Below are 25,279 nucleotides of genomic sequence, written 5' to 3'. Positions count from 1 at the left end.
GCGCCTGACTGACGGGTACTCAATGTGCCTGCTTCTGATGTGCGGAGGTGCACAGCACAGGGCATGAGGGGCAGCCGATCCATCACACGCTCGCTGAGGTAGCTACGTGGGGAAGCAGACATTGTCCTGTGGCTCCCAGGGGATGGGGCCGCCTGATTCCAGGCCGAGGAGGGGTGGCTGCCGCATGGTGTCTGCCGGATGGTACCGGCGAGGCGGTCATCGGTGGGCAGAGGAGATCTGAGCCCAGACCAGTTTTCCTTCGACTTCGATGTTGCAGCCCCAGTCTTCGCTGAGTGCTTGGACGATGACGAGTCCTCGTCCTGTCTCGGATAGAGGGGTGGGTGTGTGGAGGGTGGGTTCGGTGCTGCTGGTGTCGAAGACGATGCACAGGACGCTGGTGTCTCTGCGGTCCAGGGCGAGCCAGATGGGCTGTGGTGCGGTGCCCGGTTCGGGTTGTACGTGTTGAACGGCGTTGGCGACGAGTTCGGAGGCGATGGCCGCGGCGTCGTCCGCGATGTGGCCGAGGTTCCACCGGTGCAGGGTGTCGCGGGTGAACGTGCGGGCTGCGGCGAGCCAGTGCGGTGAGGGAGCGAACTGCCGGGCGGTGAACTGCATCAGTGCCGGGTCGTGACCGTCCGCAGCGGTGCCGGCCAAGGAGCACGGGGCGCGGTGCGATGTGCAGTGCTGTGCGTTGCCGGGGAGGGAAGAGGCGGGAGGCTGTGCCGCCATCGACCGCCCTCCTCCAGGGAAGAAAAAAATTCTTCACCGCTACTATCCCCGCTGCTGCTCGTTACGGCAAGTGCAGGGTTACATTTCGCCCTTGGCCGGACAGATGGGCGTGCTGGCGAGATTAAGTCCCCTGGGTCTGGTTGAAGGCTTAGCGATCTCGGGAGAAGAAAATGGGGATGCAGGACGCAGTGAACGGGGTGGCGGCGACTTCCATCGAGGGAGTCGTGTGGAGGAAGAGCCGGCACAGTAACGCGGCTGGTCAGTGTGTGGAGGTGGCGGTGTTCCCTGCGGGCGGCGCGGCCCTGCGGAACTCGAGGGATCCGCAGGGGCCGGCTCTCGTCTATACGCAAGAAGAGATGCGGGCATTTGTTCTGGGAGTGAAGGAGGGGGAGTTCGACTGCTTCCTCGCGTGAGTCGTCCTGAGTGAACGCCAGGTGGGTGGAATTCCCGCGTCGTGAAGGTATGGGAATGCCATAATGGGCGCTCGTGGACTGCGTTGAGGGAGTTCCCCCCATGGCTGCTGAGCCGGGTTCCGTGCCGCCGATCGCCGGGCTGCGCGGGCGGGCGCCGACATCGGTGCGGTGCGCGCTGGGAGCCATGCTGCAGCGGCTGCGCATGGAGCGGGGCATGACCGCGGCGCAGGCTGCCGCCCACCTGGGCTGCTCGTCCTCGAAGATCAGCCGGATGGAGACGTCGAAGGTCACCCGGCTCGAGGCGAGCCGCATCGATCACCGGCTGAAGCCGGAAGACGTGACCTCCTTGTTCAGGCTCTACGGCGTCACCGATGAGGGGTATCTCGCGGACATCGCCGGACTGGTGGAGAGGTCGAATGAGCGCAACTGGTGGCATCTCTCCTCCACGGATGCCATCTCCGGCTGGACGACGCTGTACTACGCGCTGGAGTCGATCGCCTCCTCCTCGTGGAACTACGAGACCCACTTCGTTCCGGGTCTCCTGCAGACCGAGGACTACGCCCGGGCTGTGATTCAGGTCGGTATGCCGCGGGCGAGCCGTCAGGAAGTGGAACGGCGTGTGGCCTTCCGCATGCAGAGGCAGGAACTCCTCACCCGGACAGAAAGCCCGCTGGACCTGTGGGCCCTGATGAGTGAGACGGTCCTGCGGCTCAACGTAGGGAACCGCGGGGTGATGGTCCGCCAGCTCGAGCACCTGGAGAACCTCGTGCAGCAGGGGATGCCCATCGCGATTATCCCGTTCTCGGCGGGAGCCTCGGGCTGCGGTGGTTCTCCGGTGACGTTGCTGCGGTTCCCCTCCCGCGAGGAGCAGTGCGACATCGTGTACAAGGAAATGGACGATGGCGGGATGTACAGCGAGAAGCAGCAGCAGACGTACTTCTACCGCACGCTGCTGGGGAGCATCGGCGCGGAGGGTGTGACGGGTAGGGGCGCTGTGGAGATGATCAGGGACGCCACCAGGATGCACCAGGCCCACCAGGACGCCGAGTAGGGTAGCCGGCCCAGGGCCTCAGCCCGGCCCGGGATCTGACCCGCTGCTGTCCGGTATGGATCAGATGATGCGTGCGAGGCCGCCGTACTCGGCAACCGTGGTGGTCAGTGGCCTGGGGTCCAGTTGTGAGTCCGGGCGCCAGGAGGAAACCTCCACAGTCCCCGGTGGGATGAGCTCCAGGCCCTGGAAGTGCCGTGCGACGGCCGTAGGTGTTTGGACTGACCCCCACTGCCCTGCGGTGCGCTCCCGCATGAAGTCGGTGATGGTGCCGCGCAGATGGTCGTCCTCACAGACCCACTGGCTCAGCGCCAGGAAGCTACCCGATGGCAGGCGGCTGACGATGCTGTTGATGAGTTCATGCGGGTCGCGGTCGGGAAGGCAGTGCAATGTGGACACAGCCAGAACCGCCACCGGAGCACGGAAGTCGATGACGTTCCGCACGCCGGGGTGAGCGAGGAAGGCGTCGCAGTCACTGATGTCGGCGTGGACGAAGACCGTGTGCTCGTCGACGGGCAGCCGACGGCGGCCATGGGCCACCACGATGGGATCGTTGTCCACGTAGACGACACGTGACTCGGGCGCGTCCTGGCGGGCGACCTCGTGGATGCTGTGCCCGGCCGGCAGTCCGGAGCCGCAGTCGATGAACTGCCGGATGCCGGCTTCCCGGGCGAGGTAGCGCACGACCCTGCGCAGGAATCTGCGCTGGATGACGGGAATAGCCCCGATACCGGGAGCCAGACGCAGCAGATCTTCGCATGCATCCTGGTCCGCCTCATAGTATTCCCTGCCACCCATCAGAAACTCGTACATTCGTGCGGCACTGGGGATGGAGATATCGAAACGGCAGGAATCGAGCAGCGGATGTCTGTGATGTTGGCCCATGCGAACGGATGCCTCGCCTGATGGGAAACGATTCGTGACTGACGAAAAAACCCATCGTAGGGCGTGCTCTGATCACGGGTCCAGATTCTGCGGGTACAGCACTCGTGGAATCACCCGGGTCGGTGAAAAAAGCGCGGGCGCAGCGCCGTAGTGAATCCGGGTCGGCATGCGCCCGGTTTCCCCGTTTACCGCTGCGCTCCGCCATGAGACTCGTAGTCGGGCCGGAGGCGGTCCAGGTTTTTCTCCGCGAGTGTCAGATACCAGTTCACATGCTGACGGTCCGTCCCGATCAGAGTGGCAACTCCTTGCACGCTGAGAGCAAGCTCGCGGTGGAGCAGCAGCACATCCGCCTGTTCGGGGGGCAGGGTGCGGTGGAGCGTGTCGTGGCCGCGGTGTCCGGCATCGCAGCACTGCCGGGACGCCCCCTGCGCCCAGCGCCGCAGTACGGTCCAGGCTGCCGCCGCGGTGCAGGGGCTGCTCAAGGCTGCCAGCCACTGGGTGGCGAGGTCGCCCAGCGCCGATTCGATGAGCACGCCGCAGGGCACGCGGTCGGGCAGGCGCGCCTGTAAGTAGCGCAGGTAGTTCTCGTGGTGCAGGAGGCAGAACGCGGTGAACGACGCAGGCATGCGCAGGGCGAGGTTTGTGTTCAGCATGCGTGCGTCATCGGACGGGAGGCACAGCCGGCGGCGGTAACTGTGCTCATCGTGGCGGAGTGTGGGGGACATGCCGGATCTCCTCCGGATGGATCTGGCGAGGGCGATTCCGTGATGGCCATGTCAGCTGTCCGGGTTCTTGGAGGCACGACCCTTACCGCTCTTGCGGACATCGAAAGCGAGCCGCGTCATCTCCCACAGGGGCTGGAAGTCCTGGGGGGATCCGCCCAGCGCCGTGATCAGCCGGCCGAGGTCGGGCCATTGCGGAACCTGCTCGCCAGCGAGCGCTCTCCGGATGAGACCCAGGGGCAAGGCTCCCCCGATCCCGCGGTGGATGTCGGCGGCATCGGGCCGGCCAGCCGCCAGGTACAGGCCCTGGAGCGCTGACAGCAGCGGACTGGTCGCGTGGGGCACGGGCGGGCCCGGAGTGGGGGCGATCCCGTGCGCGGTTTCCCACAGCAGCCGCAGATGGGCCGGCTCCCCGCTGAACGCATGGCTGAGCGTGCAGATCACGTCCCACCCGGGCAGGCGGTTGCCGGACAGAATCCGCGAGATGTAGGAGGGCGACAGCGACGTGGACTTGGCGACATCGACGTTCGCCAGGCCGCTGCGTTCCTGCAGACTCGTCAGCGCCGCGGCGAGTTGCTCCGCCGCTCGCTCGGCCCGCTGATCGTTCTGGCCCGTGACGGGCCGCGGCGCTGTCATACCCGGACTCGGCGTGGTGCCACGCTGTCCGGAGCGCCGTCGCAGCCGGCGGTTGACGCTCTCCTTCTGCCACCGCGAACGGGCTGTGGCCACGCTGGTGTTCGCGGCCTCGGCCACCGCTTCCCACGTGCCTCCGGCATTGCGGGCGTCGAGGACAGCGGCGGCGATGTACGTGTCGAGTTCCTGCTCGATCACCCGGGCCTGTCCGATGAGGTCATGCAGCGGCTCGTCCTCGTACTCCGCGCGTACCAGCCGTGCCACCAGCTGCTGCAGGTCCAATGCCACGGGCCTCCCCAGCGGCGCGTACCTGGGAGAGTTGTCAGCACGGCTCTCGGCCCGGGCGCGCTGGGCCTTACGTCGGCACGACGCGTCGCAGTACCGCTTCTTCCTCCCCCTTCCCGGGGACTGGGAGACGTGAGCGCGGCAGAAGCCGCACAAGACGATGTCGGGTTCCTCGGACGCCACGGAAGCGCTTCTCCTCACAGCAGGAATTTCGTTCCCGCCGCCACGGGGGTACGAGCGCAGCGGCGAAGAAAAAACAACGGGCCGTCTCTGTGGACCGGTGGACATGCACGGAGGCTCCCGCGCCGGCATCCCGGCGCGGGAGAACTCACCGCCGGCCGGCTACATGCAGCGGATGCGCTGGTAGGAGTAACGTCCCGAGCACCCCAGGGCCAGACACGCACCGACGAGGCTGACCCCGCCGGGCTCACGCCATGCCCCGGAGACCACCAGCCCGAGCATCACGGGCAGTACAACGACCGCGCCCACCGGGGCGATGACAGACAGGCAACTGATCACGCCCTGTCCCGTTCCGGCCGGTGCCACGCTGCTAACGTCAAAGGGCGCGCTGCCGTCAAACGGCCGCTGCGTGGGATTGCGTTCGGGCATAAGGGAGACTCCCCTGAATTTGTACGAGCGTTCGAAAATGAGGGGCCCCGGCCAATGGTTGGCAGCCTGTCCGGGGCTCTCTCACCCGAAACGGTATCCCCTTGGGGCCGTCCGCCGCTATTCATGCGCTCAGTAATCAGAAAACCTGGCCGCCCGCGTGACGGAATATCATCTTTGAAGAGCGGAATGATGCAGTCCGGATTCCCGCATTTGCCCCCGGATGATGGGCATTACTGATGGCCGAATGGTTGGAAGTGCGCGAAAATATCGAATTCCTGAACGCAGAAACGTTTCGGCAAGTCGGGCGGGGCCGCTGCCCACCGCTGACGCGGCGATGGGAAGCGGCCATCGGACCGAGCTTCCTCCCGAAGGGAGGTCCAGAACCGAGGGAGAACCCCGCGAGCCGGGCTGCGGCATCGGGAGCGCGAGAGGAAGCCCAGTGCGGGGGCAACGACCTCACTCCCCTTGGGCGCAGCACAGGGCGGGCGGCACGGTGAAGGTGAGAAAAGAGGGCGCGTCGGAGCGCGCGACGGTGGTACGAGGAGAACTGCGCGTGGGAGCGGGGCTGAATCAGCCGCTCAGGACGCTCAGATGACCCGGGGCGCGGAGTGAGTACTCATGGCGGAAGCCCTTCGGCTACGGTGCTCGCCCGGCTGCCGGCCTGCCCGCTGCTCTGTGGCCGGCGCCGCCTGGCGCGCCGGCCATGCAACATGTCCCCTCTCGCCGCTGTCCAGACGGACCGAAGCACCGGTTGCCGTCCATAGCCCGTGAGGGACTTGGGTGGGGCTGAGCACGGGACCAACGCACACATCCCCAAAAGGACTTGACCTTTACACGACAATCACATTACGCTCCGGCACTGCTGCAGTCCGTCACCATGACGGAGCGGCTGGCCAGTCACTACTCAGGGGGGTTCAGTGCTGAGCTTGAGAACGAGACCGACAGGTGCGCTGTGGAAGTCGATCGCCATCGCAGCGACTGTCGTGGTAGCAACCGGAACGACAGCATACGCCGGACCATCGTCTCGGCCGGCTGAATCATGGCTTCCGGAGGTCACCGATTCGCGCGAACTGCCATCGGCACCGATCGTGGCCGGGACCATAGAGAAGCCGGACGGCACTCTGGCCCCCAACGCGTACGTCTACCTTCAGGCCTGGCCTGACGGAGAAAGTCTCGGCGAGATCGAAGAGGGCGCGAGCGTCGATGCTCCGATCATCGCCAAGACGCGCAGCACGGATCAGGGAAGCTACGAGCTGCGGCTGGAGGACGTCTCCGTCCTGCCTCAGCTCGCTTCGACGTCAGGAAGCGTCGACGTTGATGTGGTGGCCACCGACGGCAGCGCCACCGACATCGCAGTCCATTCATTCTCCCTGCGGGTCGGCCCCACATCGGAACTCGAGAATGCCGACTTTGGGGACATGGCCCAGGTGGCTCTCAGTGAAGGCGGAGCGGGCACCGGGGAAGTAGTGCAGTCCGCAATCGTGGACGTTCAGATGGTGGAGCGCGACGAGAATGAGGTCGGCGCGCTTGACTTTGCCAACGGCTGCCCTGTCTCGGGTACGAAGTACCTCAGCAGCTTCGGTACTAAGTGGGTATATGTCGGCTCCAATTACCAGACAGGACCGTCGGGCGCGAAGGCAACTTTCCGCTTCTCCAAGAATGCGGAGTCAACCCTCGGCGTTGGCATATCCGGTTCAGGAAAATACGGATCCTGGAGCACCAGCGGAACCCTCAAGCGGTCTTCCACTGCCAGCGTCGGCTTCGGGACCCAGGGACCGAAGACGGGCACGCACCACTTCACGAAGTACACCTATGGAAAGTACTGCACGACCACCCGCAGTCCGGGCCCTTCCTTCACCTTCTCCGCCAGGGCCACGAGCTTCGCCGGCGGGGCGGACAACCGCAGCGCGAGTTACCCGACGGCCAATTATTGCGTTAAGATGATCAAGGGGTCAGATTTTGTCAAAGATACGACGAAAATGACATCCTGGGCCACGGGAGCAAAGCTGGGTTCATCGCTGGGGATAGACCTGTCAACACAGACAGGATTCGCTTCCAGCGCCTCCGTCAAATTCGAGTTTCCCCAGACGGCGGCATTGTGCGGAACAAAGGGATACCCGGGTGCGTCCCCGGGGCGGCTGGTCGCCAGAGGTCCGGGAGTTCTTTAGTGAAATCACGCCACCACGTGGCGATGCTGGCGGTGGCCATCCTGGCTGCCGCCAGCGGCTGCGCAGGCTCTGCCAACCACAACGGTCCCTTGTCAGCAGGAGGCGAGGCCGCCTCGGCATGTGGTCCGGGCGAGGGTGAATCCGTGTTCTCCATGGGACACGACTGGTTGATCAACGATTCAGATTCTCCGGTGACCGTTACACACGTGGAGCTGATCGAACCCAAGAATATGGAACTCATTGAGGCGGTCATATTCCCTCAGCCCGCAGATCCTTCCCTGGCACCCCTGGTCGGCCTCGTTGACGAATACCCGCCCACCGAATATACGGATAATTCCAGCGGAGGTTCGTACTGGAGACTGCGCGGGGAAATCGGAGAGGCCGTCGTCGAGGCCCACGAAGCCTCCAACCTTCTCATCGGAGTCAAAGCTACCGACCACGCTTCCATGGAGGGCGTGACCGTCTCCTATCAGCACAAGGGAAATTCTTACGTCATGGAGACCACAACGCGATTCCGTGTAAGGCCGCAGTGCGGCGGCGAAGACTGATCCGGACAGCCAGATCCCGAGCGAACGGTCGATCGGGAACTGTCTCGCTGAGACTGAGCGCACGCCAAACGGTCTGACCACGGCAAACCCAGCGCTGAGCGGGCTGTGTACTGCTGTCCGGCGCCAACGCCCCTCGGGGCCGCGTCGCCGGACAGCCGCAGATAGCCATATGCCAAGGCGCCCCTGAGCAGTGACCGCGGTGACAAACCGAGCCGCTCCACGACTGCCAGCGGCGACCGCCCTGCAACGGGCAGCCGAAGCGCCGGTCACGCCGTGCGTCAGGCCGCAACGCCGTGCGCGGACGGTCATACCTGCCCCGCCCTCATCCCTCACCGGCGACGGAGCCGGGAGCGGCCGGGGGTCTCCGCGTTCCCCGTCGGAGGGCCACCGGGAAGCACCGGGGTGTCACGTCACGGGGGTCGGGGCTCCGGGGCCGGGCGGGAGGTGGACCGTCATGATGAGGTGGCAGGTCGTGGTGCCCGCACCCCGGTAGGTGTGCGGGGCGTCGGCGTCGAAGGTGGCGGTCTGTCCGGCGGCGACGGTGTGTTCGGTGCCGTCGACGATCAACGTCATCCGGCCCGAGGTGACGCTGACGGTCTCCACGACCCCGCCCTGGTGCGGGTGGCTCGGGTATTCCTCGCCCGGTTCCAGGCGCCAGCGCCAGACCTCGGCCGGCGCGGGCCCCGAGGTCGTCAGCATGAGCCGTGCCTCGCCGCCCGCCTCCCCCGTCCACAGCGGCGTGACGGCGTCGGCGGCCACGACGCGGACCCGGCCCTCGGCCGGTCCCTCCAGCAGCGCGGAGACGTTGCTGCAGTTCGTGCACCCCGCGCTGTCCTACACGCTGGATGCCACCGCGGCCACCGGGAACTGTCGGACCGGTACGCCCACGGTGCCGCCGCCATGCGTCGTCACGGCAGCCACCCTTGAGCCGCCGATGCGAGTCCGGGATAGGGTTCGCGACGGCCATGCACGTCAGGGGGAGGCGCCGTTCCATGGGCAGATTCGGACACCGGGCAGTCGCAGCAGCAGCGGTGCTGCTGGTGCTGGTCTCAGGGTGTGCCGAAGCCCAACGCGCTGCGTCGAGGCCCCAGCCGGCCACCGGACACACGGATCCCCAGGAACGTTGGTGGGCCTGGGCGGCCTCGCAGAAGTTGAGTCAGGACCCCGTCTCGGACCCCGACGGAAGCCGCTGCAGCCAAGGACAGCCCGTCGACATGTGGTTCCTGGCCGGGACCTTCGGAGAACGAGCGGAACGCACCTGCACACTTCCCACCGGAACACCGGTCTTCTTCCCGCTGGTCAACATGATCGGCGACGCGGAGAGCTGCGAGCCGTTCATGGCTACCGCCGAGGGAAGGGCCACCCTGAACGGCCAGAGCGTCGAGCACGACCATCACCCGGGAACAGCCATCACCTTCGAAGCAGCCGAAGGCAACGCGGTCACAGTCGCGGCCGGCCCCCACACGGCCATAGCCTGCGGACTATGGGTGCAGCTGCCGCCGCTGGACCCCGGCCACCACACACTCGAGATCCGCGGAAGTGCCGGCAGCTTCTCCATCGAGGTCGACTACGACCTCACCGTGACAGCGCCGGCCGACAGCTGACACCCCCAGCAGAGGCGACGGACCCTAGGCGTCGAGTCCTGGTGTGACGGTATGACCTTTCATGCACCCGCGTGATTCCTGGAACCAGACCGACCCCAGCGCAGCGGGCCGCTCGATAACCACAGCATGAACAAGCTGCTCCGCTACGCATGCATCAGCGCCCTGGTTTCGCTCACACTTCCCCTTGCTCCGGCCCATGCCGCCGCGGCTCCCCGGGAGGTGTCCCTGCGGTTGTCCAAGGCGATCGCCGCGCTGCCCGTCGAGGACGAGAACCGCACCGGCTACCAGCGCAGTTCCTTCAAACACTGGACCGACGCCGACTCAGATGGCTGTGACACCCGAAAGGAGGTCCTCAAAGCCGAAGCCGTCGTCGCCCCCACTATCGGTGACCGCTGCACCCTCACCGGCGGCCAGTGGCACTCCTGGTACGACGGCGTCGACGTCGATGGAGCTTCCGGGCTCGACATCGACCACATGGTCCCCCTCGCGGAGGCATGGGACAGCGGAGCGGGCCAGTGGGACAACACCAAGAGGGAGCGCTACGCCAACGACCTTGGTGACGACCGCGCTCTGCTGGCCGTCACAGCCAAGACCAACCGCTCCAAGGGAGACAAAGACCCCACCAACTGGCTCCCGCCCGCCGAATCGGCCCACTGCCGCTATGTCGCGGACTGGGTCGCGGTGAAGACCCGCTGGCAGCTGAGCGTCGACCAGCCCGAGGCCACCGCCCTCGCAGATACCGCATCCGGCTGCTACGACGCCATCATCAGCGTCGAACTCGCCGAATAGAACGCCCACCGGGACCCGAGGCTCCACAGCGGGAAACCCAAGACAGCACGCCCGAGCCGGCCCCGCCCGGCAGACCTCCGCCTGCTGATCCGGGAGGGACGCCGAAGTAGCCGGTGGCCAGTCCGTCCGGCAGCGCGGGATCAGCGGTCTGTCGGCTGTCCGTCACGCACCATGCATGGCCAAAACGGGTGAAGGGAGCACTAGAGGAGACTGCGACGAAACCTTCGACATAGGTACAGCCGTTCCTGTCGGTCCAGTGGCTTGCTGCGGCGAACACTGCCCTGGCCTCTGCGGCTGAGGCTCGTCAGGGGCGCCGGATGGAAGAAACGACCATGGTCTGCGATGAGATCGGCGAAGCTACGGCAAGTGAAGGTGACAGCAACCACGCTCAACTGACGGTAAAGGTCCAGCCACCGGGCGATCTCATCCATGGGCCGCTGCGGAATTCCCTCGGTTGTGACAGCCATCCGTCTCTCCTGCTGCGCGCGTGGGGCCGTATCTCAACTCGCAGGGTGCATCCGTGAGCTGTTAGCCGGACAGCCGGTGGTCTGCCGGTGGGCAGGGAAACCAGGAACAGGGCATTCGGCGCTGGCCCAGGCAGCGTTGTGCAGATGAAGAGGTCGATCAGGACGCCCCGCCGGTACTGAGCGGCCGGACGTCCGGTGCCGTTCCGTCAGTGATCCGACTGAGCGTGTGCGCCAGGGTGGGCAGGACTTCGGCGTAGAGCGTTTCGTGTTCGCAACCGTCACCGCCGCTCGCGGCGATGGCGGCAGCCAGGGCGCGCAGGGAGAGCGGCCCGCTGGCGGCGAGCCGCTCGGCCAGTTTGCGGTTCGCCTCCCTTTTTTCGGGTTTCTGGCGGTACTTCGTTCCTTGCCGGTACAGGTCGACGTCCATGCCGACGGGGGTGATGGGCCAGCCGATGCGTTCGGTGAGGTTGGCGATGATCTGGATGCCGTGAGCGTCCAGGTCCTGCCAGGCGGCCACCGGCAGCGGTGCCATGGCCTTGAGGAATGCGGCCAGGCCGTCCGCGGCGTAGCCGGCACCCCATACACACAGCCACTGGTCTGCGACATCGGGGAGTTTGCACACCTGGGCGAAGGCGTCCTTGTTCTCGACCAGGAGCACGCCCACCGCCGAGCTCTCGATGAGCCCGAGGCTGCGCAGGCCGCCTGCGGGCAGGCCCAGCCAGGGGCGGCAGGCTGCGGCGTCGGCGATGACGGTATCGACGCGCCAGCGCAGAGGCCCGCGCATGCGCAACTCGGTGTCGGTCTTTTCCACCGCCTGGTCGAAGGGGCGGCCGACGAGGTTGGCGAACGCCTGCCGGCGTGCCGATGTCCACGTGTACTTGGTGTCGCGCATGCTCTTGCCCGCCAGGACCTTGGCGGTCATCGGCTGCGGGCGGGACTGGGCGGCCCACCACACCGCGGCGGACCTGACGGCCACCTCGTACACCCGCCAGTCCTCCGTTCCGGTGGTGCTGCCCGCGGGGACCTGCAGAGTGCGTGCCGGAGCGGTGGCGGCCAGCAGGGCGTGTTCGCTCGCGAGCTGGGGGATTCCTGCCATGGCCTGCAGCAGTTCGGCGTGCAGCCGTGAGGGGTCGGGGTGGCCTCGCAGCTGGGCGAGCTTGTCCTCCCTCAGCGATGCCCAGGACGGGGTCAGCTGCCAGGAGTCAGGGGTGAATCCGGTGGTCTGCACGACCTTGCAGCGCAGGATGACGGCGCCGCAGCGGATCAACGACACGGCCGTGCGCCACGCCTGGTCCTGACCGAAGTCGACCTCGATGGTGGTCCACCGCTTGCGGGTCCGGGTGGTCAGGACCTTGATCAGATCACGGTCGGCCAGGCCGGCCGGCGGGTCGTATGCGGGGACCGGGTCGGAGGCAATCAGGTCGACGACGGCCGGGTTGACGCGTCGCTTGCGGTCCACGGGCACGCGGGTGAGGACCTCGTCGCCGTCTTTTCGGGTGCGGGGCACCGTGACGGCGATGATCCCGGCGGGAAGTCCGTGCAGAGGCACTTCCCGCCGGCCGTGGGCTTCGCCGACCAGCAGGGCGGGGCGGGGGAGAGGCACGGTGGGCTCAGGCATGGGAACGTCCTGCGGTGATCCAGTCGGCAGTCAGTTCCACGCGCTGGCCGTCGGAATCGTGTCCCCAGGTACGGGTGGGCTGGTTATAGGCGTCGGAGGAGGAGGCGTGGACGAACCACAGCAGTTCGTCGCACACATCGGCGGCATCCACCAGCACACTGTCCTGGCAGGTGCCCAGGATGGTCAGGTGCTGGCGGCGCGCCACATCCCGCAGCGCAGCGAGCATGTCCTTGCGGTTGACCTCGCCCAGGCTGTTGCCGAGCTCGTCCAGGATCAACACCCGCCCCCTGGTCTCGGCGTCTGCCAGCACCGCGGCCAGAACCAGCTGGATCGCATGCACCTTCACCTGGGCGCCGTTGGCGTTCTCCCGGTAGTGCACGAAGGCACCGCGCGGGGAGCGTTTCCAGCGCGGCGTCACCTGCCACCGCCAGGGCCTGGCACCCTCGGGCCGCACGCTGGTGCAGTCCAGGCGCGCACCGTCACCGCCCCGCTGCCGGTCCAACGCATTGAAGGCGTCGCTGATCTGCGCGAACAGCCCCTCGACGTGATGCTCGATCATGTCCTGCAGAGCCTGGAGAGTGTGCCCGCTGCGCTCCGCCGCACGAGTGAGCTTGGCCAAAGCCTCCTCGCGCAAGGAGCGGCCGGAGGTGATCCGGGCGGCTTCGACGGCATCCTTGTCGCTGTGGCCGTCCAGCCGGGTCTGCAAGGGGGCAGCCACCTCGTCGAAGCCCGTACGCGGCAGCGCGAACGCCTCCTCCTCAGCGAAGGCATCCCGCAGGCGTTGCGCCAGGAGCAGATCCTCGTCGACGACCCCGGCCACAGCGCCGGCCGGCAGGCCGTAGTGCTCGTACGCGTTCCGCAGATGATCCTCCACGTGCCGCCGCAGGCGGCCGGGCCGGGGCACCGGTGTGCCAGGGGCAGCGGCCTCCAGGAACTCGGCGGCCTCCTCGGCGGAGGCGCCCCACAGACGCTGCCACTGCGGGCACGAGACCTCGGCACGGGCTCTGCCCAGCGCTGTGCGCTCCTTGGCCCGCTCCTTGTATGTCTTGGCGGCCGCTTCCCGGGTGAGCTTCGCGGTCGTCACCGCCTGGGCATGGCTTGTCAGATCGTTCTGGGCCTGTTCCCACACGTCGTGGCGCTTGTCCTCCTCGCTCCGGGCGGCGGTGGTTTTGCCGTCGGCCTCGGCGATCGCTTCGTCCAAGTCGGAGGCGTGTTCTTCCAGGGCGGCCAGATCCCGTGCCGCCACGGCTGCCTTGTGCTCGATCTCGGCGACCTCGAACTCGGACTCAGCCGCGGCAAGGCCCTCTCCCGCCGCAGACACTTCCTCCTCGCAGCGGCGGCGGTGCGCGATGGCCTGGGCCACGCGGGCGTCCCGTCCGGCGATCGGAGCCTGGAAGCCGCCGACGACCGCCAGCGACAGTCCTGCGTCGTAGGCCGCGGGCGGGTCGTTTAGAGCCATTGTGCGCTCCTGCAGTGTGTCGAAGAACCCGGCCAGCGCCCTGTCACTGCGCACCCCCCGAGGCAGGGCACCCCCACCGCTGCCCGTCCCGTCGGCGGGGTCGGCGGCGACGACCTGGGCACCGGGAAGGTCGCGCAGAATCTCCCGGGCGCGTTCTGCCTGCTCCCACGGCACCACCACGGCGTCGCGCCAGGGCCACAGGCGCGCCTCCCACTGCGCACGGACCGACTCCTCCAGCTGCAGCTGGTCCATCAGCCCTGCGGCGTTGACGCCGTGGCCGTCGAGGATCTCCAAGGCCTGGCCCGCGGCCCCGCTGCGTCCCTGCCGGGCCGCTTCCTCCAGCCTCTGGGCCCGGGACAGGGCGCTGTCTGCGTCGGCCGTCTGCTGCCGCGCCGCATACAGCACGTCTGTGGCGGCTTCCAGCGCGCTGTGGGCATCAGCGACCGGTGATCCCCGCCATACACCCGCGCTCGGCCGAAGGGGGGCCATGCTCTGACGGATGACGTCCCGCCGGGTAGCCGCCGATGTCCGTTGCGCGGCGGCCTGCTCGGTGACCTGCTTGGCGTCCACCCACTCCTGGCGGGCGGCGGCCGCTGCCGCGGCCAGACCGGTGGCCGCCGTCAGCTCGCGCAGCTTCTCTTCGGCACCGTCGAGTAGCTCCTGCGTCTGCACCACCTGCTGCTCTTTGTCCTCCAGGTCCGCAGCCAGTTTCCGGTCAGCCTGGGCTGCCTCCAGGTAGCAGGCAGCCAGATAGCGCCGCCACGCATGGCGTCCTTCCTCAAGCGCGGTGCGGGCAGCAGCACGTGCCCGCACACCCTCCAGTACTGCCTCTTCGTCCGCCAAGGCCAGGGCGTGCTCGTCGTGCGCCTTCTCCAACTGCGCAGCGTGCTCGAGGGCCTTGCCACGGCGGGCAGCCTCCTGCTCCAGCAGATGAGTCATACCGGACAGGGCGATCAGGGCCTCTCCGATATCGTGCGGTTCCATCGCGGTCATCTGCTGGCTCAGCAGCGAGGGAACCGCCGGGCGCAGCGGCGTGTCGAGGTAGGTCAGGCACCGCGGTGCGTTGCCGTAGAGGGCGTCGGCCATGCGGTGTGCCGACAGCCTGCTGGCACTGCCCAGCTCCTGCCAGAGAGTGTCTGCCTGCGCCGCCCGCTCGGCATCATCGGCCGCATCGGCCACGTGGATGCCTTCGGTCCAGTTGGCCAGGACGTACGGGGCGGACGCGGCGATGCGCACCCACACCGTCAGCGCCCCTTGCAGGGGGCCACTCGCAGCGAGCGCCTCGCGCCCGCCGGATGCGTCGGGCCTGTCGTGTGCGAAGACGCCGACCACGTAGCCGTGCGAGGCGGCTGGAATCTGCTGGGCCCGGTCCACCCCGGCCGCATCGGGCTTGAACAGGATTCCGCTGGCGTCCCGCCCGTGGTTGGATTCCAACCGCCACTGGGGATCGGCCAGCAGCAACGAGACCGCGATGAGGAACGAGGTCTTGCCTGAGCCGTTGGAGTCGTCCTTGGAGCCCATCCCGGACACGGCGACGAACGTCTCGGGCACCACCGGCACCGCGTGGGTGGTCAGTCGGGCGATATCGAACGTCTGGACCGCCACCAGATGACGGTCACCGACGATGCCGCGGTGCTCGACGAGCTCGGGCAGTCCCTCCTGCCCGTCCTCGTCCTCACCCGGCTTCTCGGTGCCGCGCTCGTGCCAGGTGCCGTTCATCGTTCCTGTCCTTCCTGGCTGGCGACGCGGGCCCGGCGCCGCCAGATCGACTCGGCCATGACTCCCTGCGGCTCGGCCAGCAGCACCAAATGCTCGAACAGGTCGGCCTGGGCCACCGACGTCAGCCGCAGCAACTGGCTGCCCAGCACGATCCCCGAACCCGTTGTCCGCACCAGGTCGGCTGCGGCGAGACGGCTCAGCGCGGCATCCACAACCCGGTCGGGGACCGCGGACTGCTTCAGCCGCTCCCTGCTCACCGGCACCCCCTGGGTCCACAGGGCCTGCGGCAGGACGCTGCCACCGGCGCGGGGGGCGGCGACGCTGAACAGCAGCACCAGCGTCAACACGGCACGGTCTTCACGGGGCAGGACACCGACACCCTCATCGGCCAGCCGCGCTCTGACCGTGTCGTCGTAGCCGGACAAGAATCCCTCTCCCACACCGAGCAACGTCCGGCCCGAAGCGGCGAGCACCTCCTCGACCACCCTGCGCAGCGGCACCTCCGCCAACGCCCGAAAACGCGCCGCGGGCACCGGCACCCGCGCGGTCTCCACCGCACACACCGCTGCCCGCACCTCTGCACGGCGCTGCTCCGACAGCACCTCCAGATACCGCACTTCCATGCCTAGCCCTCCTCCACCCGGCAGGGCAGCAGGTCATAACCACGCCGCAACTCATCGACATCCCGCTCGCTCCACGCAGCCACCACCGGCCCCAGCCGCACCATGCCGTCCCCGGCGTCGGCGGCCAGGTAGCCGCACGCACGCAGGACCCGCAGCGCGCTGCGATACGCCGATGTCTGGGCGATCAGGGCCATGCCCTCCCGCAGCAGACCGTCCCCCGGCGGAACGCAGGCCGCCAGCACATCCTCCTCGGCCACCGCGCCCCCCGGATACATCGCTAGCTCAGGATCTAGCCAGCACAGACGCACAGCAGCTCCCAACGTCAGCAATTGCGACGGCGCTGCCTCCCGGTGCGTCAGCGGATCGCCCACCACACCGCTGACCGGCTCCACATCCGGCGCCCACCGCACCATGACCGCCGGGCCACCGGCCGCTTCCACATCGACAAGGCGCCGCTGCACATCATCGGCGGCCCGCCGCAGCACCGACAACCCATCGGCCGCACCCGCTGCCGCCAGCGGCACGACCCGTACGGCCCGGGCCCGGGCCAGTAGATAGGCATCCTCGTTCATGCTGGCCCCTCCTGCACGGCCGAAGAGTCTCCGCCCACGGCACCCGACACATCTTGCGGCAGCCGGTACAAGGACAGCGGACTGGCATAGGTGACTGCCCCAGCCGGAGCGACGAGGACCTCCTCGCCGATCTCCACGAAGAATGGTGTCGCCGGGTCCGCAGACGCCTGCAGCAGGTCCACCACCGTGGCAATCGCCGCGCGCCATGGCAACGTCCCCAGCGTCGCCGTCAGGTCAGCCTCCTGCCCGCCCCTGACCAGCGAATTCATCGACGCAGAACGCCGCCGGCGCAGCAGCAATGCCTTCTCCCGCGCCGCTTCCACCGGATCGGGCCCCGGCGGGAGCGGCGCCGGCCGCGCCGGCCGCCGCCGCGGGACCGGCGGTCGCCGCTCCCCGGCGGCCACGAGCACCTGTGCCGCGGTGATCTCCACGCTGGCGGGATCAAACACTGTGGCAGCAAAGACCTCCGCCAAGGCGTCCACCGGCGCGCCCAGGGCCGCCGACAGGTACTGTTCCGGCAGCAGCATGCTGAAGTCCCGGCGGGCTCGCACCTGTTGCAGCAGCCGGTCGGAGAACTCATCCACGGCCGCCGAATAGCGAAGCGCCTCATCGATCAACCGGGTCCCCGACGCTCTCAGCCGTGGGAAGCGACTGCTGATGGCCTTAACCAACTGCCTCGCATGGTCCAGCAACGCGGCCTTGGACTGGTGGTGGTGGCGTTCACCCACCAGCTCCTCGATGGGCTTGGACCGCACCAGCCGCAGCAGATGCGCGGTGGTGATGGACAGGTCACGTCGTACCCGCCGCAGCCGGTTGGCCAGCTGCTCCTCACTCAGCAAGCCCTGTGCCAGACCGACCTGTGTACGGTCCAGCAGAGTCATGATCTCCTCGACACCGCCGGCTTCCGCCAGCCGTTCGAAGACCAACAAGGCCGCACCGCTGGTCGGACTGAAGACGTAGCGCCCCTCGTAGGCTTTGCCCCGGACCTGCTCCAGCATCCCCAGCCCCACAAAGACCCGGAACCGGGCATCGAACGCCTCGCCCGAGGCCACCGGAGCACACGCTGCCGCAATCTCCGACCGGGTCAGACCCCGATCGGAGGCAAGATCCCCGAACGCATCGTGAATCGCCTCAGCCAGCTGCAACGACACAGGATCGTCAACGACCGCGCCTGCCGTCGATGCCACCGGCGCAACAAAAGGCCGCACGAAGTCCAACCGGCCACCGCGAGGGCCAGCAGCGACACCATCGAACAGATCACCCTGCTCGAAGCCGCTCTCCTGCTCAGACAAACTCCCCCCCATAACCTGCCAGGCGCCCCCGCAGCCTCTTCCCAGGAGACAGAACCTATCCGCCACAGGCGACTCCTGTTGCCACATCGCCAATATCCCCGCATACACAACGGATGGCGCAAAACCTCTGCTTGTCAGGTGGTGCAGCGCACAGCCGAATGCGCCTGAAGATGGAGAGGCTGCGCGATGATGTCGGTCATGGTCACACCGGTCGAGTCTGCCGTCCCTCGCTCTGCTGGCCGTCCCGTGTTGTTCCCTGATCAGTTGGAGGCTGTTGAGCGGCTGGTGCGGCACCTGCGCCGCCCGGGCAGCCGGGGGCTGTTCGTGTCGGCGACGGGGACCGGGAAGACGCTGGTTTCGATCCGGGTGGCGGACGGGCTCGGTGCGCGGCTGGTGCTGTTCGTGGTGCCGACGCTGGATCTGGCGGCGCAGACGGCCCTGGCCTGGCGCCGGGACCATCACCTGGAGCACATGGTGATTGTCTCCTCCATGGACGCGGGTGGCCGCGACGACCTGGCCGCAGCCCGCGTCATGTCGACGACGAACCCCCACGCGCTGGGCGGTCTGATGTCGGTCGTGGGAGAAGGGCAGGACCAGATTCCCGCGCTGACGGTGATCTGCACCTACGACTCTCTGGAGAAGATCGAGGCGACGCAGGGCACGGGGTTCGAGGTGCCGGCGTTCGATCTGGCGGTGATGGACGAGGCGCACCGGATCGCCGGTAGGGCGGACAAGAAATGGGCGGTCGTCAACGACGCGCAGCGGATCCGCGCGGAGCGCCGCCTCTACATGACCGCCACCCCGCGGATCTTCGCCGCCCCGGAGCTGGCCGAGTCCGCCGACGTGACCCGCCCGCGCCGCCGCCCTGCCGCCGTGGGGCCGGAGGGGGATGCGTTCGCCAACTCCATGGACAACAAGGCCGTCTACGGACGGAAGATCTTCGAGTACACGCTCGCGCAGGCCGTGGCCGACGGCCGCGCCGCAGACTACCGCATCGTGGTGCCCACCCTCGCCGACGCCGACCTGCGCCGCCGCCTGAACCTCCCCACCCCCACCACCCCCGGACACGGCGGCGGGGAGGACCAGGACGGTGCGCTGCGCACCACCGCCCTGCACCTCGCGGTCCTGCGGGCGATGACCGACCACGGGTTGAAGAAGGTGCTGGTCTACTTCAACCTCGTCTCCGACGCCCGACGCTTCGCCCGCGAACTCCCCCACACCCTGCGCCTGCTGGCCCGCACTGACCCCGCCCTCACCCCGGACACCGCCCCGGCCTTGTTCTTCGCCCACGGCGAGCACACCCCCGCCCAGCGCGCAGACATCTTCAACGACTTCGCCGCCGCCGACCGCGCGGTCCTCGCAAACTCGAAGCTGATCGCCGAGGGCGTCGACATCCCCAGCGTCGACGCGATCGTCTTCGCCGACCCCACCCGCAGCGTCATCCGCTGCACCCAGGCCCTCGGCCGCGCCCTGCGCCTGGACGTCTCCGGCAAGACCGCCTCCCTGATCGTCCCCGTCTACATCCCGCCCGGCGCCGACAGCGAGGACATCCTGGGCACCGCGTATGAGCCGGTGTGGGCGATCGCCTCGGCGCTGGCCGGCCACGACCACCGCATTCTGGAACGCCTCCCCGACAAAGCCAACCGACTGCCCCGCGAGACCAGCCAGGTCATCCAGCGCCGCTGGCACTTCGACTTCACCGTCCACCCCGAACGCATCGCCCGCGCGATGGACTTGATCTCCCTCGACCCCCGCGGCCCGGGCGTCTCCCGCTCCCGCCGTCTCGGCCTCGCCGCCGCCCAGGCCTACCGCGACGAACACGGCCACCTCGACGTGCCCACCGACCACACCGACCCCACCGGCTACAAACTCGGCACCTTCGTCACCACCATGCGCGAGGCCGCGAAGACCGGCCGCCTCGAAGCCGACTGGATCGCCGAACTCGACGCCCTCGGCATGATCTGGGATAAACACGACGCCGCCTGGCGCGCCCGCCTCACCGCGGCCGCCGACTACCTGCGCGTCCACGGCCACCTCGCCGCCCCCGCCACCACCCCCGTCGGCGCCTGGCTCGCCGAACAACGCCACCACGCCACCAAGAACCCCCTCGACCCCGCCCGCGCCGACGCCCTCACCCGCCTCGCCCCCGACTGGCGCCTCCCGCACGGCCCGGACTGGCACCGCAAATACCACCTGCTCCGCGCCCATCTCGCCACCGGCGCCGACCCCGCCACCCTCACCCGCGACACCCTCTTGGCCGGCGTGAAGATCGGCTCCTGGCTCCACCGCCAGCTCACCACCTGGCAGACCCTCGCGTCCGGCCAGCAGCAGATGATGACCGCCCTCGGTCTCACCCCCGACACCAACCCCCTCACCCCCGCACGCCGTACCCGCCGCACTTTCGAGGAGACCGTCCAGCTCCTGGAACTCTTCCTCCACCGCGAAGGCCGCGCCCCCACGGCCCGCGAGACCATCCGCGTCGACGGCGACGCCGCCAAGCTCGGCGCCTGGCTCGCCAAGGCACGCACCAAGCACCGAGCCGGCCAGCTCCCCGACCACCACGTGCGCCTCGTCGCCGCGCTCTTCGACGGCGACTGGACGATTGAGAGCGCCGGCCCCGCCGTCCTCGCCTAACGCCCGCCCGGGCAGGGGTGCGGCCCTCCTCGACGGCGGGGGAGTCGTGACCGCCCTCCGGCCCCCCGGCCGGGCCTCGGGAAGGCAAGCGTCCTCGCCCGGCACCAGGGCCGGCCGGGACCACCAACGCCTTGTCCTACGCCGCGCGTCTGCTCTCCGGCCCCCGGTTGCCCTTCGCGACCCACGCCGCACCACCACCGGACACCGCACCCCGCGCTTGCAACCGCGTGAACAGATCCCATAGCCCCGGGTCCTTGGCGGACTCCTTGGTCTCCACGAGAGGCCCGTCGGAGCCGGAGAGCCAGGCGCCGCGGTCCTGAGCGATCGGGAGGTGGTTCGCCTCAACGAACAAATCGACCGCGATCTGCATGACCTGGTTCAGAGAGCTGGGCGGCGTGGCGCCGTTGCGGTACGCCTGCCCGGCGACGAAGTGGGCGCGGCCGAACGCGAGGACGGTCTCGATGTTCTCCTCGGGCATGAGGTCCAGCAGGTCCCTGTAGTACTGGGGAATCTTGTCGATACCCCGGACCGGAACGGCGACGGGCGTGCGCCGGACGGTATGACGTGGAGGCGCGCTGCGCCGGGCCGCGAGACGTGCGAACGCCTGCCGGTACTGCCGCTGGGCCGTCCGGCCGACCCGGCAGACATCCAGGAACGTCTGCAGCTGCTCGGCGTTGACGGGCAGCCCTTGGCGCCTGATGATGCGCCAGGCGGTTGTGCGCGGGATCCGCTTGTGGCCCTCTGCCGGGCGGAAGAAGTGGCTCAGGGGCGGAGCACCGGCGTTCTCGTACTCCTTGGCGAGCGCGGCACCGAGGTCCTGCGCGGGCATGGACGAGGCCAGCCGCGGGAGCCTTGAGACCACGGAGACGGCCGCGCTGCTCGGTGCGACCCCGCATGCGCAGGACGTGCGCGCGGCCCTGGGCCGCCTGGTCTCCGCCGCAGGCGCGCACGAGGGCGTCGAGCACCTCTGTCGAGGGGACTGCGGTGCCGGACTCGGCGTGCGGTGCCGCGGGAGACGGCCGCGGCCGCCGCGAGCTCACGCTGGGACAGCCGCGCCGCCCGGCGCAGGGCGGTCAGGTGCTCGGCAAGGCCGGCGAACGGCAGGCGCGGGCCGTCAGGTCGGGGAGAGGCCATCGCCCTCTCCTCTGCTTGCCCGCGCCGGAGCGCACCGCGGCCTCGACGAAGACGGCCATCAGCCAGCGCCGCCGGCCGCGGCGAGGGTGGCTGCGCCGAGCGCCCCGCACCCGCCGAGCAGGATGAGGATGTGGCCGATCGGTGTGCCCTGGACGAACAGAACGGTGCCCAACGCCAGGAACGCGATCAGCAGGATCAGCGTGTGCGTGGGCCCCAGGCGTCCCGGAGGCACCTCGCCGGCAGCCAGCGACGCGGAGGTAGAGGGGGAGGGGCTGGTGGGACATGACGAAGAGGACTCCGTCCTGACGGGGGTCCCGGCACACGAAGAACCGGGACCCGGGCAGATGGTCGCAAGTAGGCGCATCCCTACGGCAGTTGGCCCTGCGGATGCGGGGCTGCGCGGTACACACCAGCCTTCCACGACCGCCCGGGCACGGTGCCGCCCTCGGCAACGGGCGACGCCGACGAGGGAAGGGTCCCGGCTCCGGGACGGCCGAGGCACGAGCAGATAGCGCGCGTGGGCCGCGCCCGCTCGGCTTGGCCGTCGCACTTGCCTGAGCGCGACGCGGTCACCGTCCTCCTAGACCGGACGCGCGCCGATCGACTTCCCCAGTCGGCCATACAGCGCCGACCACCCAGGGCTTCACCACGTCCGCCAGTTCCTCCGAGAATCGGTCACCGCCACCGACTGCCAGGTGGGCGGCCCATTGCCGTACCGCACCTGCTGCCCAATCCGCAATCTGGAGCTGGGGGTGCGCCGTGCTGTCCGCGAAGTCGATCTGCACGGCCGGAAGCGGGTCGTTGAAGTGGCCGGGGCGGGCGAGGTCCGGGAGGAGATGAACCATGCGCAGAAGCGTCGCGTTCCGATCGATCACTTTCGAGGTGTCATGAACGAGACGGAACCGCTCGAGAGCCTCGCCGAAGCTGGTGCAAAGGCAGTACAGCGCCGGCACCGCCGGGTCGAGGATGTCGCTCTGCTCGCCGGCAGCGAGGTCGGCGGCAGTCGCGTCCGCCACCCCGCGACAGCATTCCAGCAACTCGATCCATCCAGCGAAGTCCGCGTGCTCCTCGGGGATCGACGCCCTGTAGGCGGCTATGGCGGAGAAGAAATCCTCGGTCGCCACCCGCTGACGCACCCAGTCGACGAAGTCCTTGAGCATCCGGTGAAACGCCGTTTCGTCACCGAGGACCGGGCCGGCCATGCGCAGCAACTCGGCCAAGGCCAGACCGCGCTGGTCCTCATACAGGTCAAGACCGTCCGCATCGGCCAGCGGCTCCACCAGAACGTCGACCAGCTTGGTGACCACCATGAACCGCTTGTCCATCAGAAAGCTGCGAACGCTTCCCTCGGGCAGGCTCCCAAAGGCCCTCTTCAACGCCTTCCGGCCCACTGACGACCGGGCGAGGGACCCGTACTTGGGCTCCCCCTGGGTGCGGGGAAGCTGGGATCGGACCTCATCCACGATCGACGCTGCCAGCTCGTCGGACAGGTGCACCCCAGCCAGTGTGAACACCGGCTGATCGGGATCGAGAAGGTTCTGCCCAGAGTTCGAGGACTCGTCGGCGTAAACGACAGGGAGCAGATCGGAGGCAGTATCCATCCTCGGAGCATGCCGGGCAGACAGGCGGAAGGCCACCCAAACGAGGCCCTCTTGAGCCCGATCCGCCGCCACCTCACCGGATTGACCAGAACCTACGCCCGGCCTCAGGCCCGGCCCACGTGCGTGCGGCGATGGACGAGGTGCATGCCGAGGACGAATAGAAGCTGCTTCGCGGCCTCGTCGAACTGTTGCTGGAGGGTGGGTTCGCGAAAGAGCCCGGCGAGCTGTCCGGCTTTGGAGGCGAGGCCCCTGCGCCTGGCGAGGTAGTCGACCGCGGAAACACGGTAGACGGCCCGGCCTCGTTCCAGCAGCGCACCGTCCACCTTCCCGTCCAGCGTGCGGCACAGCGCTGTGCGCAGGGCCTCAACATGGGTCACGACAGTATCGACGGTCATCGGCGCCCCCGCGGGGCCCAGCGCGCGGACAAGGCCGCTGGCGGCGAACACTGGCTCCGGCTCCATCACGTCCCGTACAGCGTCCAGCAGTTCGGCCCGCCCGCGCACCGTCAGCGTCTTGCCGTTGCCCAACTCGGTGATGATCCGCACGAACCGGGCCCGCGCCGTCGGCGTGGCCAGCTGATGTCCGACCTGCTCCAGCAGACCGACCGCGCCCTCACGCGCCACCTCCTGGCTGCGCCTGCCGCGCCCCACCCACGTCACCCACGCCCGCTGCGCCTGCTGGGTGGATACGTAGCCGTCCCACCACAGCCACGTGGCCAGCGGCACCTGCGCGAGCGCGTTCAGGTGCGCGACCTGCTGGTGCTTGTCCAGCAGGAGGAGCAGAAGCCGACGCTGGTTGGCGCTGTGCTCGGCCTTGTCCGAGCCACGCCGCCGGGTACGCAGACGCGGCTGGTCCAGCAGCCCCTTCGCGATCCAGTCGTGGATCCGCCGCACGGTCATATCCGGATGGCCGGCCGCATGAGCATCCGCGACAAGATCGTCGATGGTGCCGGGCCCGCTGATGCTCTCCCACGTGTACACGAGGTGGAAATTACATCGTTCTCCCGTCAACCAGGGCTCAGTTGAGGATGCATCACCCACTACCCCACTGCCACGATCAAACACAGCAGCACAACACCCCGGCCGCCTCCCGTGGACCGCCTGCTGCACCACCCAACCCTGCACGGCGCGCTGCCGCGCCCTGCCCGAACGAAGGACACCCACCATGCCGAAGAAGAACCGCACCTCCTCCGCCCACCAGGGCCGCGGGGCGCTGGCCCCCGTCTCGTGGCGGCGCCTGGTCTCCGTAGCGCTCTTCACCGGAGCCGTCCGCCATATCGGAGCCCTCCTGATGGGCCTGGCAGTGACCTGGTGGCAGCACGACTGACACCCCCACATGAAGAAAGCCCCAACAACCCTGTCACCCACCCTGACTGACGTCACCTCACCCGCACTCGGAGCCCCGGCCGACCGACCTCGAGGGCACACCCCCAAACCCGGATCGACCAAAAGTTCCGAACCAAAGGAAACAGACCGACGAGCCGCCCCGGCATCCACCACCCCGCGCGGACTACTCCGGGGGACGCAGGCCCCCCGCCTCAGATTCAAGAGAACCCCAGCCTCCCTCTCCTCCTGTAGCTGCCCGGGCCGAAGGCCCGTTGGCCGGCCCGCGCAGCGGGTCTGGCTTCGTGGTGCGCTGCACCACCAGGCTGCTGGAGCGCAGCGGAGGCAGCTACGGGCCTCGAAGGGGCCCGCTGCTCCGGGAGCGCAGCGGACGGAGCGTCACCC

The 25,279-nt window shown here is 68.5% G+C and carries 22 protein-coding genes and 1 pseudogene; 8 read left to right on the top strand and 15 right to left on the bottom strand.

The annotated features are described in order from the left end of the window. Window positions 1–216: 216 nt before the first annotated feature. Window positions 217–729 carry an ATP-binding protein gene (locus ACTFAP_RS00115; protein ID WP_500467885.1) on the bottom strand — a complete coding sequence of 171 codons (513 nt, stop codon included), beginning with the start codon at window positions 727–729 and terminating at the stop codon, window positions 217–219. Window positions 730–899: 170 nt separating this feature from the next. Between ACTFAP_RS00115 and ACTFAP_RS00110 the strand changes: the two genes are divergently transcribed. Together ACTFAP_RS00110 and ACTFAP_RS00105 are read left to right on the top strand one after the other, a co-directional pair. Continuing rightward, on the top strand, window positions 900–1,142 hold the full coding sequence (locus ACTFAP_RS00110) for a DUF397 domain-containing protein (RefSeq protein WP_500467884.1): 243 nt from the start codon (window positions 900–902) through the stop codon (window positions 1,140–1,142). A 100-nt stretch (window positions 1,143–1,242) separates the two neighbouring features. Continuing rightward, a complete protein-coding gene (locus ACTFAP_RS00105; RefSeq protein WP_500467883.1) occupies window positions 1,243–2,193 on the top strand; it encodes a helix-turn-helix domain-containing protein in 951 nt (316 codons plus the stop codon). A gap of 60 nt (window positions 2,194–2,253) precedes the next feature. Here ACTFAP_RS00105 and ACTFAP_RS00100 read toward each other — a convergent pair whose 3' ends face one another. The 4 genes from ACTFAP_RS00100 to ACTFAP_RS00085 form a co-directional block, all read right to left on the bottom strand. Next, window positions 2,254–3,075 (bottom strand): SAM-dependent methyltransferase, encoded by an 822-nt coding sequence (locus ACTFAP_RS00100; RefSeq protein ID WP_500467882.1) that lies wholly within the window; start codon window positions 3,073–3,075, stop codon window positions 2,254–2,256. A gap of 185 nt (window positions 3,076–3,260) precedes the next feature. Then, window positions 3,261–3,800 (bottom strand): hypothetical protein, encoded by a 540-nt coding sequence (locus tag ACTFAP_RS00095; protein WP_500467881.1) that lies wholly within the window; start codon window positions 3,798–3,800, stop codon window positions 3,261–3,263. 51 nt (window positions 3,801–3,851) lie between these two features. After that, window positions 3,852–4,718 carry a helix-turn-helix domain-containing protein gene (locus tag ACTFAP_RS00090; protein ID WP_500467880.1) on the bottom strand — a complete coding sequence of 289 codons (867 nt, stop codon included), beginning with the start codon at window positions 4,716–4,718 and terminating at the stop codon, window positions 3,852–3,854. Window positions 4,719–5,057: 339 nt separating this feature from the next. Next, complete coding sequence (locus ACTFAP_RS00085; RefSeq protein WP_500467879.1) at window positions 5,058–5,324, bottom strand: hypothetical protein; 267 nt, start codon at window positions 5,322–5,324, stop codon at window positions 5,058–5,060. Window positions 5,325–6,412: 1,088 nt separating this feature from the next. Here ACTFAP_RS00085 and ACTFAP_RS00080 point away from each other — a divergent pair. Both ACTFAP_RS00080 and ACTFAP_RS00075 read left to right on the top strand, forming a co-directional pair. Further along, window positions 6,413–7,492: a hypothetical protein gene (locus ACTFAP_RS00080; RefSeq protein ID WP_500467878.1), complete on the top strand. Its 1,080-nt coding sequence runs from the start codon at window positions 6,413–6,415 to the stop codon at window positions 7,490–7,492. Window positions 7,493–7,509: 17 nt separating this feature from the next. After that, on the top strand, window positions 7,510–8,040 hold the full coding sequence (locus tag ACTFAP_RS00075; protein ID WP_500467877.1) for a hypothetical protein: 531 nt from the start codon (window positions 7,510–7,512) through the stop codon (window positions 8,038–8,040). Between the two features lie 405 nt (window positions 8,041–8,445). Here the strand turns inward: ACTFAP_RS00075 and ACTFAP_RS00070 are convergent. Then, window positions 8,446–8,847: pseudogene (locus ACTFAP_RS00070) on the bottom strand (cupin domain-containing protein); the annotation flags it as partial. 407 nt (window positions 8,848–9,254) lie between these two features. Between ACTFAP_RS00070 and ACTFAP_RS00065 the strand changes: the two are divergent. Together ACTFAP_RS00065 and ACTFAP_RS00060 are read left to right on the top strand one after the other, a co-directional pair. Next, window positions 9,255–9,644, top strand: a complete 390-nt coding sequence (locus ACTFAP_RS00065; protein ID WP_500467876.1) for a hypothetical protein — start codon at window positions 9,255–9,257, stop codon at window positions 9,642–9,644. Window positions 9,645–9,770: 126 nt separating this feature from the next. Then, entirely contained in the window at window positions 9,771–10,433 is a 663-nt protein-coding gene (locus ACTFAP_RS00060) for an HNH endonuclease family protein (RefSeq protein WP_500467875.1), read from the top strand. A 624-nt stretch (window positions 10,434–11,057) separates the two neighbouring features. Here the strand turns inward: ACTFAP_RS00060 and ACTFAP_RS00055 are convergent. From ACTFAP_RS00055 to ACTFAP_RS00035, 5 genes are read right to left on the bottom strand one after another with little or no spacing between them, the layout of a single operon-like run. Next, on the bottom strand, window positions 11,058–12,518 hold the full coding sequence (locus ACTFAP_RS00055) for a Wadjet anti-phage system protein JetD domain-containing protein (protein WP_500467874.1): 1,461 nt from the start codon (window positions 12,516–12,518) through the stop codon (window positions 11,058–11,060). Continuing rightward, window positions 12,511–15,696 carry a hypothetical protein gene (locus ACTFAP_RS00050; protein ID WP_500467873.1) on the bottom strand — a complete coding sequence of 1,062 codons (3,186 nt, stop codon included), beginning with the start codon at window positions 15,694–15,696 and terminating at the stop codon, window positions 12,511–12,513. The genes ACTFAP_RS00055 and ACTFAP_RS00050 overlap by 8 nt, the downstream gene beginning before the upstream one ends. Further along, window positions 15,693–16,319 (bottom strand): hypothetical protein, encoded by a 627-nt coding sequence (locus ACTFAP_RS00045; RefSeq protein WP_500467872.1) that lies wholly within the window; start codon window positions 16,317–16,319, stop codon window positions 15,693–15,695. The genes ACTFAP_RS00050 and ACTFAP_RS00045 overlap by 4 nt, the downstream gene beginning before the upstream one ends. Before the next feature lie 2 nt (window positions 16,320–16,321). Next, window positions 16,322–16,891, bottom strand: coding sequence for a hypothetical protein (locus ACTFAP_RS00040; RefSeq protein ID WP_500467871.1), 570 nt, complete (start codon window positions 16,889–16,891; stop codon window positions 16,322–16,324). Then, entirely contained in the window at window positions 16,888–18,183 is a 1,296-nt protein-coding gene (locus tag ACTFAP_RS00035) for a hypothetical protein (RefSeq protein ID WP_500467870.1), read from the bottom strand. Before ACTFAP_RS00035 ends, ACTFAP_RS00040 begins: the two co-directional genes overlap by 4 nt. A gap of 186 nt (window positions 18,184–18,369) precedes the next feature. Between ACTFAP_RS00035 and ACTFAP_RS00030 the strand changes: the two genes are divergently transcribed. Then, window positions 18,370–20,817, top strand: coding sequence for a helicase associated domain-containing protein (locus ACTFAP_RS00030; RefSeq protein WP_500467869.1), 2,448 nt, complete (start codon window positions 18,370–18,372; stop codon window positions 20,815–20,817). A gap of 136 nt (window positions 20,818–20,953) precedes the next feature. Here ACTFAP_RS00030 and ACTFAP_RS00025 read toward each other — a convergent pair whose 3' ends face one another. From ACTFAP_RS00025 to ACTFAP_RS00010, 4 genes are all read right to left on the bottom strand, one after another. Next, entirely contained in the window at window positions 20,954–21,646 is a 693-nt protein-coding gene (locus ACTFAP_RS00025; RefSeq protein WP_500467868.1) for a hypothetical protein, read from the bottom strand. 363 nt (window positions 21,647–22,009) lie between these two features. Further along, window positions 22,010–22,183, bottom strand: a complete 174-nt coding sequence (locus tag ACTFAP_RS00020) for a hypothetical protein (protein ID WP_500467867.1) — start codon at window positions 22,181–22,183, stop codon at window positions 22,010–22,012. 337 nt (window positions 22,184–22,520) lie between these two features. Next, window positions 22,521–23,552: a DUF3800 domain-containing protein gene (locus ACTFAP_RS00015; protein ID WP_500467866.1), complete on the bottom strand. Its 1,032-nt coding sequence runs from the start codon at window positions 23,550–23,552 to the stop codon at window positions 22,521–22,523. A 104-nt stretch (window positions 23,553–23,656) separates the two neighbouring features. Further along, window positions 23,657–24,532, bottom strand: coding sequence for a hypothetical protein (locus ACTFAP_RS00010; RefSeq protein WP_500467865.1), 876 nt, complete (start codon window positions 24,530–24,532; stop codon window positions 23,657–23,659). A 184-nt stretch (window positions 24,533–24,716) separates the two neighbouring features. Here ACTFAP_RS00010 and ACTFAP_RS00005 point away from each other — a divergent pair, with 184 nt between their 5' ends. Next, window positions 24,717–24,878 (top strand): hypothetical protein, encoded by a 162-nt coding sequence (locus tag ACTFAP_RS00005; protein ID WP_500467864.1) that lies wholly within the window; start codon window positions 24,717–24,719, stop codon window positions 24,876–24,878. Window positions 24,879–25,279 lie beyond the last annotated feature (401 nt).

Source organism: Streptomyces sp. PH9007 (genome assembly GCF_059813725.1).
This window is presented reverse-complemented; position numbering and strand designations above follow the sequence as displayed.